The sequence below is a fragment of the Humidesulfovibrio idahonensis genome (assembly GCF_054657715.1).
Genome location: NZ_BAAHYE010000002.1, coordinates 657,752 through 671,635, shown reverse-complemented (window position 1 = coordinate 671,635; position 13,884 = coordinate 657,752). Strand labels below are relative to the sequence as shown.

At 66.1% G+C, this 13,884-nt stretch carries 6 protein-coding genes; 3 read left to right on the top strand and 3 right to left on the bottom strand.

Going from position 1 to position 13,884, the window contains the following annotated elements:
- Nucleotides 1–12: 12 nt before the first annotated feature.
- Both ACYQ4W_RS03380 and mscL read right to left on the bottom strand, forming a co-directional pair.
- Nucleotides 13–3,342 carry a PAS domain S-box protein gene (locus ACYQ4W_RS03380; RefSeq protein ID WP_459852812.1) on the bottom strand — a complete coding sequence of 1,110 codons (3,330 nt, stop codon included), beginning with the start codon at nucleotides 3,340–3,342 and terminating at the stop codon, nucleotides 13–15.
- A gap of 307 nt (nucleotides 3,343–3,649) precedes the next feature.
- Complete coding sequence (mscL, locus tag ACYQ4W_RS03375; protein ID WP_459852809.1) at nucleotides 3,650–4,108, bottom strand: large-conductance mechanosensitive channel protein MscL; 459 nt, start codon at nucleotides 4,106–4,108, stop codon at nucleotides 3,650–3,652.
- Between the two features lie 168 nt (nucleotides 4,109–4,276).
- Between mscL and ACYQ4W_RS03370 the strand changes: the two genes are divergently transcribed.
- Both ACYQ4W_RS03370 and ACYQ4W_RS03365 read left to right on the top strand, forming a co-directional pair.
- The gene (locus ACYQ4W_RS03370; protein ID WP_459852807.1) at nucleotides 4,277–6,826 is read left to right on the top strand and encodes a sensor domain-containing protein; all 2,550 of its coding nucleotides are present in this window, start codon (nucleotides 4,277–4,279) and stop codon (nucleotides 6,824–6,826) included.
- A gap of 10 nt (nucleotides 6,827–6,836) precedes the next feature.
- Nucleotides 6,837–7,463 carry a LysE family translocator gene (locus tag ACYQ4W_RS03365; RefSeq protein ID WP_459852804.1) on the top strand — a complete coding sequence of 209 codons (627 nt, stop codon included), beginning with the start codon at nucleotides 6,837–6,839 and terminating at the stop codon, nucleotides 7,461–7,463.
- Nucleotides 7,464–7,848: 385 nt separating this feature from the next.
- Here ACYQ4W_RS03365 and ACYQ4W_RS03360 read toward each other — a convergent pair whose 3' ends face one another.
- On the bottom strand, nucleotides 7,849–9,669 hold the full coding sequence (locus ACYQ4W_RS03360; protein WP_459852801.1) for a SulP family inorganic anion transporter: 1,821 nt from the start codon (nucleotides 9,667–9,669) through the stop codon (nucleotides 7,849–7,851).
- 368 nt (nucleotides 9,670–10,037) lie between these two features.
- Here ACYQ4W_RS03360 and nifJ point away from each other — a divergent pair, with 368 nt between their 5' ends.
- The gene (gene nifJ / locus ACYQ4W_RS03355; protein ID WP_459852798.1) at nucleotides 10,038–13,688 is read left to right on the top strand and encodes a pyruvate:ferredoxin (flavodoxin) oxidoreductase; all 3,651 of its coding nucleotides are present in this window, start codon (nucleotides 10,038–10,040) and stop codon (nucleotides 13,686–13,688) included.
- The last annotated feature ends 196 nt before the right edge of the window (nucleotides 13,689–13,884 follow it).

Sequence of the window (13,884 nt, the reverse complement as noted above, 5' to 3'; positions counted from 1 at the left end):
GGCAAGCGGGTCCTAGGCTTCGCGCTTGGGACGCGGCAGGCGCACGATGATCGTCGTTGCGCCGGATTCGGAGGTGTCGAGCTCCACGCAGCCGCGTTGCGCCTCGGCGAAGAGCTGGGCCGAATAGGTGCCCAGCCCCGTGCCCGCAATTTTGCCGCTGGTGGCGTATTTCTCGAAGAACCGTTCGCGCAGGGCTTGCGGCACCTCGCCCCTGTTGCGGATGACCACCCGCGCGCACTCTTCCCGCTCCAGCCGGATCTCGATGCTCTCGCCAACGGGCGAGGCCTCCAGGGCGTTGACGATGAGGTTGCTCAGGATGGGGTGGCACAGGCGCTCCTCGCCCCAGATGAGGAACGTGTCTTCCGGCGACAGCGGCCGGCCGTCAAGGGTCGGCTCCAGTCCCACGCCCTTGGCCCTGGCCGCGTCGCGCAGCGCGCCCAGCACCTCGCGCAGAACGCCCGCCAAATCGCAATAGTCCGGCGCGCAAACGTACGTGCCCAGCTCGATTTTCATGAGGTCGAGGGACATGTCGATCTGGCGCAGCATGTTGCGCCCGCTGTCCTCTATGAGCTGCAGATATTCCGCCTGCGCCGGGGTCAGGTTCTCGTCGTGCTTCATCAACTGCGGCAGGTTGATGATGCCGTTGAGCGGGGCCTTCAGGTCGTGGCGGATGATGCTGTCGATGTCCGCGCGCAGCCGCTCCAGCTCCTTGCGGTCCGATATGTCCTGGATGACGCCGGAGAGCATCCGCACGCCGTCGGCATCAGACCGGCGGCCCATGACGCGCACCCAGGCCTGAGCCCCCCCGCCGTGGGCCAGGCGCAGCTCCAGGTTGAAGTCCGCGCCGGTCTCCTCTGCCCGCGCAAAGGCCTCGCGCAGCGCGTCGCGGTCGTCCGGAGCGAGAAAATCCTGACCGGCGGCGAAGTCCGGCATTTCGTCTTCGGTCAACCCCAGCAGCTGTCTTGTCTCCTCGGTCCAGCTCCGCTGCCGGGTGTCGAGGTTGAGACTCCAACCGCCGATGCGCGCCATGCGCTGGGTTTGCCGCAGCAGCTCCTGGCTTTGCCGCAGGGCCGCCTCGGCGTGGCGGCGCTCGGTGGTGTCGCGGATGACCACGATGGTGCCCATGAAGCGCATGTCCTGCCAGAGCCCGCAGGACGACAGCTCAACGTGGCGTGAAGCCCCGTCCTTGGCCAGCAGGCGCAGGTTCAGGCTGTGGGTTGAGCGCGGCATCTGCCGCCGCTCGTTGATGAGCTTCGGGTGCTGGCCGTTGGCGGCCGTGCGGCCCTGATACAGCGGCAGCACAAGATCCCGGTCGTGCCGGCGCAGGTCCTCCGGGTGGACAAACCGCCGGAAGGACTTGCCGCGCAATTCCTCCGGCTCATGGCCGAGGAGGTCTCGGCTGGCGGAGTTGACCTCGACCAGCACGCCCTTGGGGTCGATGAGCCAGATGAGGTCCGGCGAGGTCTGGATCATGATGCGGAACTTTTCCTCGCTGCGGCGCAGGGCCTCGCGCACGTGCTCCAGGTCCGTGATGTCGTAGGAGATGCTGCCCACGCGGTCGGGCTGGCCGTTTTGCCCACAGAGCGGGAACTTGACCGTGACGTAGTGGCGCGTGCCCTCGCCGCTGGCCAGGGGCCGCTGGTAGGTCATGGGCTTGCCCTCGGCCAGCACCAGGGCGTCTTCTTCCAAAATCTGGCGCGCGGCCTCGGCCGGAAAGATGTCGCGCACGTTTTGGCCCACCATGCGCCGCCCGCCGCAGCGCACCTCCTCGTGCCTGCGGTTGGCCAGCAGGTAGCGGCCGTTCCTGTCCTTGATGCAGATGAGCGTGGGCGAGTAATCCAGAAGGGCCTGCAGCTTCTCCTGCTTGGCCCGCAGCTCTTGTTCCATCAGCCTGCGCGTGGAAATGTCCGAAACCATGCCCTCGTAGTGGGACACAAGCCCTTCGGCCGTGCGCACCACGCGCGCCTGCATGCTCAGCCATACAAGGCTGCCGTTGGCGTGCTTGGCCGGGAACTCCACGCCGGAGACCACGCCCTCGCGGTCCAGCCGCTCCAGCACGGAGCCGCGGCGGTCCGGCTCGGCGTACAGGTCCTGGCCGATGTCCTGAACCTGCTCCATGAGCTCGCGCGGTTCGGAATAGCCCAGAATCAGGGCCATGCTCCTGTTCGCGTCGCGGATGCGGCCATCGGGCGTGACGCGGAATATGCCCGCCACGGAGTTCTCGAAGATCTCGCGGTACTTCAGCTCCGCGCTGGTCAGCCGCGCGGTGCGGTCCTCCAGCGCGCCGGCCATCTGGTCGAAGGCCAGGGCCAGTTCGCCCAGTTCGCCGCCGCCGGTGGCCCCTATGCGGTAGCCGTAATTGCCCTCGCTGAGCTTGCTGGTGGCCAGCCACAGCTTCTTTATGTGCCGCAGCACCAGACTGTTGCTGAAAACCCATGAGGAGAAGAGCACCACAGCGGTCATGAGGCCGATGAAGCCGAGATTGCGCGCGAGGTTGCGCCTGGCGGCGCTGAAGACCGCCTCCGCGGGCATGCCCACGCGCAGGAACAAGGTCTGGTCGCCGCCGCCTGCCAGGTGCGAGAGGAAATAAATGCGCCGCACCCCGTCCACGCCCTCGGACTCCCAGGTGTCCTGTCCCAGGAAACGCAGGTCGGGCAGGAAGCCTTCGGCTCCGGGCGCGTTCTTGCCCACGGCGGCCTTGCTCCAGGGAAAGCGCGCCAGAATGGTGCCGCCGCTGTCGATGACGGACGCGGCCGCGCCTTCGGGCAAGGACTGGTCGTCGAGAAAACCCTCAAGGCTCGCCAGATTGAGCGACAGGCAGAGCACGAAGCGCGCCGTTCCGTCCGGCCCGGCCAGCGGCATGGCCAGGGGCAGCGCGCCCTCTCCGTCCGTGGTGTTCTGGTAGCGGCCAATGGCGAAGTCGTTGGTGTGCAGGGCGTTGCGGAACCAGTCGGCACGGGAGGGAGAGATGGCGCGCGCTTCCGGCACGGCGCCGGAGAAGCACAAAAGCCGCCCGTCCAGGTGATAGATGCTTGCGCCGCGCGCAAGGCCGCGCGGGAAGGTCAGCGCGGCGGTGATGCGGCGGCAGGCCTCGGCGTCGAGCAGCGCAAGGTCCGGGTTCTCCGCGGCCTGGCGCATGAGCAGGCGCGTGCGCTCTATGAGCGCGTTGCCCGTGGCGGCATAGGCGACGGTGAGGCGGCGGGAGTTCTCCAGCGCGCCGCTCTTGGCGGTTTTGTAGTCGTCCACCGCCATGTACAGCGCAAGGCAAAACACCGGCAGCATTGCCAGCAGCACAATGGCGAACAGACGCGCCTTGAGGCCTTTCAGCTTTACGAACGCCACAAACCGACCCCATTCCATCCGCCGCGGGCGGGCGCGTCTGGCAGACGGTCCGCGCAGGGCGTCATGTAACAACGGCAACTAGCCCAACGTGGGGTTACGGAGAAGGGGGCGCGGTGCTCAACGCGTGCCCGAAAACGCGTGGATTCCATCAACGCCGCAACGTGCGGCGCAACGCTCCGCACGCGTCGCCAGCTCCTTGACCCTGTGAGGTTATGTCACAGAATCAATAGGGATCGCAAGTAATTGTATCGAAAAGTGTGCGATATTTGCAGTCCCCGGACCGTCAGCCAGCGGCCCCTGCGCCCCCCTACTGCGGGAGCTCCGAGGTGCAGTGCGGGCAGCGCACCGCCTTGATGCTGATGGAGGAGGCGCAGAAGGGACAGTCGCGCAGGGTCGGCGCGGCTTCGGGCTCGTCTTTCTTCTGCATGTCGCGCAGGCGGTTCATGGCGCGCACCACCAGAAAAATGGCCAGGGCCACGATGAGGAAATTGATGACCGTGTTGGCGAAGAGCCCCAGGTTCATGGTCACGGCGCCGGCCTTCTTGGCCTCGGCCAGGGCGGCATAGGGCCCGGGCACAGTCCCCTCGCGCAAGATCAGGTACAGGTTCGAGAAATCCACCCGGCCGAGCAAAAGCCCGATGGGCGGCATCAGCACATCGTCCACAAGCGACTTGACGATGCCGCCGAAGGACGCGCCGATGACGATGCCCACGGCCATGTCCACGACATTGCCGCGCATGATGAACTCTTTGAACTCCTTGATCATCCCGCCCCCCCTGTTGCGCTTTTGCGCGTGCATTGCTTTAGCCAAAATACGTAGCACATGGTTTCCGCCCGCGTAAAGCCTGGCGCGCCGGGCCGAAACGCCGTTATTGCATTCGGTGGCGGAACTGCTAAACATTTTCCAACGCGTCCTCCAACACAATGGGAATGTATGCGCCCCAAAAATCCCCCCGATGTGCACAAGCCCAGCACCAGCGCACACGCACTCCAGCAGGAAGCGCCGGCGCGGCAGCTTGAGCCCCGCGACTACGAGCTCATTCTGGACTCCCTGGGCCTGCCTGTCTTCGTCACCGGCGCGGACAACCGCTTCGTCTTCGCCAACCAGGCCGCCCGCCATCTGCTTGGCGTCCCGCGCGAGAAGCTGCTGGGCTCGCAGGACGCCGTGTTTTTGCCCCAGGCCCCCGGCGCCGAGACAGACCAGCCGGAACGCACAGTGGTGCTGAACGGCCGCGAGCACGTGGTGGCCGTGGCCCGGGCCAAAGCCCAGCAGCAGCGGCAAAAAACCCTCACCATCGGCCACTTGCTGGACGTGACGGCCCTGCGCAACACCGAGCTGGCCTGCGCCCTGGGCACCAAGCGTCTGGAACTGCTGGTGCGCAACCTTCCGCTGCTCATCCACGCCCACGACGAATCCGGGGCCATCGTCTTTTGGAGCCGCGAGTGCGAACGCGTCCTGGGGTATCCGGCCGAGGAGGTCATCGGCAATCCCAGCATTTTCGAGCGTCTGTACCCGGACGCGGAGTACCGCCGCCGCGTGCAGGAGGGCAGCATCGAGCCCAACGAAAACGGCGCGCTGGAGGTCGTCATGCGCGCGGCGGACGGCGGCGAGCGCACCATCGCCTGGACCCCGCTCGACCAGGCCATGCCCATGCCCGGCTGCACGGCCTGGAAGACCGGCGCGGACATCACCGCGCAAAAGACAGCGGAGGCTGCCCTGCGCGAGGCCGAGCGGCGCGTCAGCGCCCTGTTCCTGGCCTCGCCCATGGGCATGCACATATACCGCCTGAACCAGGCCGGGGAGCTGGTCTTCATCAAGGCCAACCCCGCGGCCGACACCATTCTGCACCGCGACCACGCGCGCCTTGCGGGCCAGCCTTTCGAGGCCGCCTTCCCCGAACTTGCCGGCACCGAGGCCGCAGAACGCTTCCGCCGGGCCTGCCGCTTCGGCGAAGCGTGGAAGACCGAGCAGTTCGAGTACCACGACGCGCAAATCGCCGGGGCCTACGAGATGCACTGCTTCCAAACCGTGCCCGGCGCCTGCGCCTGCATGTTTCTGGACCTGACCGAGCACAAGCGCCTGGAGTCGCGCCTGCGCCAGCAGTCGTTGTACGACACGCTCACCGGCGTTGCCAACCGCGCGCTCTGCGTGGAGCGCATCGACACCGCGCTGCAGCGCGCCAAGCGCCGCCCGGACTACCGCCACGCGGTCCTCCTCATCGACCTGGACCGCTTCAAGAACATCAACGACACCCTGGGCCACACCGTGGGCGACGCCGTGCTGGTGGAGGTGGCCGCGCGCCTGCGCGGCGCCGTGCGCGAGCTGGACACAGTGGCCCGCATGGGCGGCGACGAGTTCGTGGTGCTCATGGAGGAGTTCGACTCCTACAAGCGGCCCATCCAGGCCATCCGCCGCATCCAGGAGGCCCTGAGCGCGCCGGTGCGGGCCCACGGGCAGGAGCTGTCCGTCACGGTCAGCATCGGCCTGGCCCTGGGGCAAACCCCGGCAAACAGCGCGGAGGAAGTGCTGCGCAACGCCAATCTGGCCCTGCACCGCGCCAAGGCCATGGGCCGCAACCGCGTCAAAAGCTTCACCGAGTCCCTGCTCAACCAGACCGTGCGCGTGGTGCGCCTGGAAAGCGAGATGGACCGGGCCATTGCGCGCGGCGAATTCTTCCTGGAGTTTCAGCCCATCATCCAGCTTGGGGCGCAGTTCGGAGCGCACTTCGGGACGGGGCGGGGCGAGACGCGCAATCTTTTCGGCTTCGAGGCCCTGGCCCGCTGGAACCACCCGGAGCGCGGGCTCATCATGCCCAACGAGTTCATTCCCATCGCCGAGGACTCGGGCAAGGTGGTGGAGCTGGGCTACTGGGCCCTGCGCGAGGGCACGCGCATTTTGAACCAGTGGCGCGGGCGCTATGCGCATCTGGAAAACGCCATGATCTCCGTGAACCTTTCGCCCCAGCAGGTGCCCAAGCCGGACTTCCTGCCGCGCATGCGCGAGATTCTGCGGGAGACCGGCCTGCCCGCCAGAAACCTCAAGTTGGAGATCACGGAGACCGCGCTCATGCAGAGCGGCGCGTCGGCGCTGAACAAGCTGATCGAGCTGCGCGACATGGGCGTCAGCTTCTCCGTGGACGACTTCGGCACCGGCTATTCCAGCCTGGCCTATCTGACGCGCCTGCCGCTCGACCACCTCAAGATCGACCTGTCCTTCGTGCGCATGCTGGAGCACGGCAAGGAGAACCTGGAGATCGTGCGGGCCATCATCCAGCTGGCCACCAGCCTGCGCATGGACGTGGTGGCCGAGGGTGTGGAGACCCTCGCCCAGCAGGGAATCCTGCAAGGTCTGGGCTGCGAGTACTTCCAGGGCTATCTTTTCGCCCGCCCCCTGCCGGAGGACAAGGCCGAGGCGTTCCTGCGGCGCTTTGCTCCGCCGCCCGGCTCCTCTCCTTCCTGCCCCGGCCAGCCCCTTTTGGCCTAGAGCACCGGTGATGTTTGACGCACAGCTGACCGCCGCCCTGACCGGCGCGGCCCTGGGCCTCTCGGCCGGGCTTTCGCCGGGGCCGCTCATGGCGCTGGTCATCGCCCAAACCCTGGCCTACTCCGTGCGCGAGGGCGTCAAGGTCGCGGCCGCCCCGCTGCTCTCCGACCTGCCCATCGTCCTTGCCGCCCTGGCCCTGACCGGACTGCTGGCCGCGCACCCCGTGCCGCTGGCGCTGCTGACCCTTTGCGGCGCGGCATACCTGGCCCATTGCGGCCTGGCCAGCCTGCGCTTCAATCCACAGGCGCAAGCCGAGGCTCCGGCACGGCCCCGCTCGGTGCAAAAGGGCGTGGTGGCGAACTTCCTCAACCCCAGCCCGTACCTGTTCTGGGGCGGCGTGGGCGCGCCCCTGCTGGCGCGGTATTGGAGCGCCGGGGCGAGCGCGGCCCTGGCCTTCCTGGCCGGGTTCTACGTCTGCCTCGTGGGCTCGAAGGTGCTGGTCGCGTGGGTTTCCGGCCGGGCCGGGCCGGTTGTGGGCGGCCCGGCGTACGCGCTGGTCATGCGCGGCCTGGGGCTTATGCTGCTGGGCTATGCGGGCTGGTTCGCCTGGGAGGCCTGGGGGCTTCTCTCTGCATAGGGAGCTTTGCGGCGACCCGCATGGGCAACGCCAAGCGTCCGCTCATCCGCAAGACACCGCGTGGCGCTTCGCAACCGGATTCAGACGCCGCGCACCCTGCTCCAGACGCAACGCATCCTGCTCCAAACGCAACGCCTGTCCAAACCTTTGCCCTGCCCCTGCGAACCGGCGGCCCGGCGGCGCCTGCGCGGCAGCGCCTACGTGAATAACGCAACCATCACAGCGGACACCACAGCGGACAGCGCAGGCGCAAGCAGCGGCAACGCGTTACACCACAGCGGGCGCGTCCAATGGACAATGCGCCCAAATGGACAATGAGCCCACGGGCGGCTTGTTCTAGGGCACCCCGTTCAAGAAGAAAGGCAGCTCGTCGAACCACGCCCCATCACACCGCTGCGGGCGGCAGATAATGCTCGCCGCCGGGCATGCGCTCGCACTCGCGGAACACCCGGGCGTGGCAGCAGGCGCAGCGCTCCGGGTCGAGCCGGGGCACCATGTGGGCGATGGCCTGGGACTCGGACTCGAAGATGTGCTCGCCGCCAAGGCGCTTCAGGCACATGCCGCGCTTGAGCACCTCCAGCACATCCGTCTTGAGCGAGCAGAAGAACATGTCCCGGCCGGAGAGCTTGAGGCTCAGGGCCTCGTTGAACAGCATGTGGCAGCCGCTGGCATCGATGAAGTTGATGCCGCCGCCCACGATGAGAATGTGGCACTGCTCCGGGAAAGTGTCCATGATGCGGTGCAGTTCCTCTGATATATGGGCCACCGCGCCGAAGAAGATGCTGCCGTCCAGGCGCAGGATCTTGAGCTGCGGACATTCCGGCACCGTCTTGCGCTTCACGTTCACCAGCGGGCGGCGCAGGTTGGAGGCGTCCGGCGCGAGCACGACGAAGTTCGGGTGCGAGGTGCGCTTGAGGTACATGAGCAGCGACAGGATGACGCCGCTGAAGATGGCGAACTCCAACTGGACGAAAAGCGTGGCCATGAAGGTGACCACGAGCACGCCGGCCTCGTTTTTGTCCGTGCGCAGAATGTGGCGGATGCCGCTGACGTCGGCCAGGTTCGCCGCCACAAGCAGAATGACGCCGCTCATGGCCGCCAGGGGCAGATAAGCCGTGAGCGGAGCCACCAGCAGCACGATGGCCGCCAGCATGAGGGCGGAGAACACCGCCGCCAGCGGCGTCTTGGCCCCGGACTCGAAATTGAGCCCCGTGCGCGTGAAGGACCCGGAAGAGGCATAGGCCGAGAAGAAGCTGCCCACCACATTGGCCAGGCCCTGGCCCACAAACTCCTGCGAGTTGTCGAGCATTTGCTGCGAGCGCACGGCCACGGCGCGGGCGATGCTCACCGCCTCGGCCAGACCGAGCATGGCGATGGCCACCGCGCCGGGCACCAGGTGGCGCACTTCATCAAGCCCCGGCACCGGCAGGGAGAGCGGCGGCAGGCTGTCCGGCAGCGCGCCCATGAGCCGCACCCCGTGGCTGGCGCCGTCGAGGAGCAGATTGGCGGCGCTGGCCAGCAGCATGGCGATGAGCATGGCCGGAAGCCTGGGCCAGAAGCGACGGACGACGACGGCCGCAAGCATTGTGCCCGCGCCGATGCCCAGCACATACAGGTTGGCCTCGGGCAGGTGCTCAAACAAATGCTCCCAGGTGCGCACAAAGGACCCGCCGCGCGGCAGCGCAATGCCGAAGAAGCCGCCCAACTGGCTGGTGGCGATGAGAATGGCCGCGCCCGCGGTGAATCCCGTGACCACGGAATGGGACACGAAATTGACCAGCGCGCCCAGCCTGGCCAGACCAAGCCCCAGTTGGAACAGCCCGGCCAGAAAGGTCAGGGTGAGCACGAGCCGCACGTACTCCGCGCTTGAGGGCTCGGCGAAATGGCTTACGTTGGCGAAGATGACGAGGGAGATGGCCGTGGTGGGGCCGGAGACGAGATGGAAGGACGAGCCGAAGAGCGCGGCGATGATGACCGGCACCATGGCCGCATACAGGCCGTATTGCGGCGGCAGCCCGGCAATGGCCGCAAAGGCCACGCCCTGCGGCAGCACGATGACGGCCCCCGTGAGCCCGGCCCAGAGATCGGCCTTGAGGGTGCGCCGGCCCACCTGGGGCCACCACGAAAGCATGGGCAGAAAACGCGGCGCGGCGTCGCTCAGCTTTTTCCAGGCCGTTTTCGGCTGCGGCACTTCACACTGTTCCATTGGCGCTTCCCGGAAATGGTTGCTCTTCTCAGTACCGAATTTGGTAGCGCAATCGTCAGGAACACGCCAGCGGAATTTCATCCATTCCGGCCATGCCCCTTGCGGTTGTCCGTAATTTCAGACAAACTGGCGCCACCAAGGGTGAAGCCATGCCCCAACGAGCATGGCACACTGCCCGATTTTTCGGACAATCTTTGCCATACGCCGCGCCTTCTTGGCCTCCGCAGCAGCAACACCCTTAAATCATTGCGTCAAATTGTGTGCGTTCTCTTTGGCACACAAGTTGCGAAGTCTTCCATTTTGAACTAGGTCCAGAGATACGCTACCAACATGTCCAAACCTTCCATCTGACAAAGAGGGATAAGAACATGGCGAAGAAAATGAAGACCATGGACGGAAACTCCGCGACGACGCATGTGGCCTATGCCATGAGCGAAGCCGCGGCCATCTACCCCATCACCCCGTCGTCCACCATGGGCGAGATTGCGGATGAAATGGCCGCCAAGGGCATGAAGAACATCTTCGGCCAGGTCGTTAACATCCGCCAGATGCAGTCCGAGGCGGGCGCGGCGGGCGCCGTGCACGGCTCCCTGGCCGCGGGTGCGCTCACCAGCACCTTCACGGCCTCGCAGGGCCTGCTGCTCATGATTCCCAACATGTACAAAATTTCCGGCGAGCTTCTGCCTTGCGTGTTCCACGTCACGGCGCGCGCCATTGCCGCCCACGCGCTGTCCATCTTCGGCGACCACCAGGACGTCATGGCCTGCCGCCAGACCGGCTTCGCCATGCTCGCCTCCTCCAGTGTGCAGGAATGCATGGACCTGGCCCTGGTGGCGCACCTTTCCGCCATCGACGCCAGCGTGCCCTTCATGCACTTCTTCGACGGCTTCCGCACCAGCCACGAGATCCAGAAGATCGAGGTCATCGACTACGCGGACATGGCCAAACTGGTGAACCACGACAAGATCGCCGAGTTCCGCAAACACGCCATGAACCCCGAGCACCCGGTGCTGCGCGGCACGGCCCAGAACCCGGACATCTACTTCCAGGGCCGCGAGCGCGCCAACCCGTACTACAACGCCGTGCCCAAGATCGTCATTGAGAACATGAAAAAGGTGGCCAAGATCACCGGCCGCAAATACAAGCCCTTCGACTACGTGGGCGCGCCCGACGCCGAGAACATCGTCGTCGCCATGGGCTCCGCCTGCGAGACCATCCAGGAAGTCATCAACACCATGGCCGCCAAGGGCAAGAAGGTCGGCCTCATCAAGGTGCGCCTGTACCGCCCCTTCGACGCCGCGAGCTTCTTCGCCGTGCTGCCCAAGAGCGTGAAGAAGATCACCGTGCTCGACCGCACCAAGGAGCCCGGCGCCCTGGGCGACCCCCTGTACCAGGATGTCTGCTCGGCCTTCATCGAGCGCGCCGGCGCCATGCCCCAGCTCATCGCCGGCCGCTACGGCCTGGGCTCCAAGGAGTTCCGCCCCAACGCCGTCATGGCCGTGTACAAGAACATGGAAAAGGGCAAGGCCAAGAACCACTTCGTGGTCGGCATCGATGACGACGTGACCAAGACCAGCCTGCCCGTGGGTCCGGCCCTGGCCACCACCCCGGCCGGCACCGTGCAGTGCAAGTTCTGGGGCCTCGGCTCCGACGGCACCGTCGGCGCCAACAAGAGCGCCATCAAGATCATCGGCGACAACACGCCGCTGTACGCTCAGGGCTACTTCGCCTACGACTCCAAGAAGTCCGGCGGCATCACCGTTTCGCACCTGCGCTTCGGCAAAAAGCCCATCCAGTCCACCTATCTGGTCGACACGGCGGACTTCATCGCCTGCCACAATTCGAGCTACGTGCACACCTACGATGTGCTCGAAGGCCTGAAGCCCGGCGGCACCTTCCTGCTGAACTCCACCTGGAGCTCCGTTGCGGACATGGAGGCCAACCTGCCGGCCGCCATGCTGCGCACCATCGCCACCCAAAAAATCAAGCTCTACACCATCGACGCGGTCAAAATCGCCGCCGCCGTGGGCCTGGGCAACCGCATCAACATGATCATGCAGACGGCCTTCTTCAAGCTGGCCAAGGTTCTGCCCATCGACAAGGCCATCGCCCTGTTGAAGGACTCCATCCACAAGACCTACGGCAAAAAGGGCGACAAGATCGTCAAGATGAACGTGGACGGCGTGGACCAGACCCTGGCCAACCTGATCGAGATCAAGGTGCCGGCAAGCTGGGCCAAGGCCGCGGACAAGACGGTCAAGGGCGACAAGGTGCCCGCCTTCGTGTCCGACGTCATGCGCCCCATTCTGGCGCAGAAGGGCGACACCCTGCCCGTTTCCGCCTTCACCCCGGACGGCTCCTTCCCCGTGGCCACCAGCCAGTACGAAAAGCGCGGCGTGGCCATCCTGGTGCCCGAGTGGATCAAGGAAAACTGCATCCAGTGCAACCAGTGCGCCTTTGTCTGCCCCCACGCCACCATCCGCCCGGTGCTGGCCAACGCGGCCGAGATGAAGAAAGCCCCCAAGGCCTTCGAGGTTCTGCCCGCCCAGGGCAAGGAGCTCAAGGACCTGAGCTTCCGCATTCAGGTGAACACCATGGACTGCATGGGCTGCGGCAACTGCGCAGACATCTGCCCGGCCAAGACCAAGGCCCTCGTCATGAAGCCCCTGGACACCCAGACCGCGGTCCAGGTGCCCAACCAGCAGTTCAGCGAGACCGTCAGCCTCAAGGGCGACCTGGTGAAGCGCGAAAGCGTCAAGGGCAGCCAGTTCCAGCAGCCGCTGCTTGAGTTCTCCGGCGCGTGCGCGGGCTGCGGCGAAACCCCCTACGTCAAGCTCATCACCCAGCTCTTCGGCGAGCGCATGATGATCGCCAACGCCACGGGCTGCTCCTCCATCTGGGGCGCCTCGGCTCCTGCCGCCCCGTATTGCGTCAACAAGGACGGACACGGTCCGGCCTGGAACAATTCCCTGTTCGAGGACGCCGCCGAGTTCGGCTTCGGCTACACCATCGCCATGAACCAGCGCCGCTCCAAGCTTGCCGACCTGCTGACCCAGGTTGCGGCCAGCTCGGCCAGCGCCAAGATCAAGGAAGCCGCGGCCGCCTGGCTGGCCGGCAAGAGCGACCCCGTCGCCTCCAAGGCCGCGGGCGACGAACTGAAGACCCTGCTCAAGGGCACCAAGGATCCCCTGCTGGCCGAGATCGCCGGCATGTCCGACCTGTTCACCAAGAAGTCCATCTGGGTCTTCGGCGGCGACGGCTGGGCCTATGACATCGGCTACGGCGGCGTGGACCACGTGCTGGCCAGCGGCGAGGATGTGAACATCTTCGTCATGGACACCGAGGTTTACTCCAACACCGGCGGCCAGTCCTCCAAGGCCACGCCGCTCGGCTCCATCGCCAAGTTCGCCGCCAGCGGCAAAAAGACCGGCAAGAAGGATCTGGGCCGCATGGCCATGACCTACGGCTATGTGTACGTCGCCAGCATCAGCATGGGCGCGGACAAGAACCAGACCCTGAAGGCCCTTCAGGAGGCCGAGGCCTACCCCGGACCGTCCCTGGTCATCGCCTACGCGCCCTGCATCAACCAGGGCATCCGCAAGGGCATGGGCAAGAGCCAGGAGGAGGCCAAGCTGGCCGTGCAGTCCGGCTACTGGCCGCTGTACCGCTTCAACCCGCAGTTGGCCGCCCAGGGACAGAATCCCTTCAAGCTGGAGTCCAAGGCTCCCGACGGCACCCTGCAGGCCTTCCTCTCCGGCGAGAACCGCTACGCCGCCCTGGAGAAGGCCCAGCCTGAAGAGTCCAAGCGCCTGCGCTCCGGCATCGAGACCGCCTACTACGAGCGCTACAAGCAGCTGAAGCTCATGGACGATCCCAAGCTCGCCTGCGTTGAGGGCGGCCTGGACTTCACGCCTCCCGCCGCGCCGGCCGCCGGTGCCCCGGGCAACGCCAAGCCCTGCGCCATGTCCGACAGCGGGAACTCGACCAAGCCTTGTGACGACGGCCGCGGCGGCAAGTAGACCGCAGGCCGGACCGTCTTCTCTAAGGGCCCTGGAGCAATCCGGGGCCCTTTTTTAATGGCCGGCCATTGCCCCCCGCACAAGACGCCCAGCCCATCCAACCGCCCTTCTCCCCGCCTCCCTATTCTCCTTTCCCGCCTCTTTTCTCTGCCGCCCCCCCCTTCTCCCTTCCCCAGCCTCTCTCCCCCTCCGCCTC

Bases quoted from the DNA above. Each gene is read 5' to 3' on its own strand.
- mscL (WP_459852809.1), bottom strand. From the start codon at position 4,108: ATGATCAAGGAGTTCAAAGAGTTCATCATGCGCGGCAATGTCGTGGAC.
- ACYQ4W_RS03370 (WP_459852807.1), top strand. From the start codon at position 4,277: ATGCGCCCCAAAAATCCCCCCGATGTGCACAAGCCCAGCACCAGCGCA.
- ACYQ4W_RS03365 (WP_459852804.1), top strand. From the start codon at position 6,837: ATGTTTGACGCACAGCTGACCGCCGCCCTGACCGGCGCGGCCCTGGGC.
- ACYQ4W_RS03360 (WP_459852801.1), bottom strand. From the start codon at position 9,669: ATGGAACAGTGTGAAGTGCCGCAGCCGAAAACGGCCTGGAAAAAGCTG.
- nifJ (WP_459852798.1), top strand. From the start codon at position 10,038: ATGGCGAAGAAAATGAAGACCATGGACGGAAACTCCGCGACGACGCAT.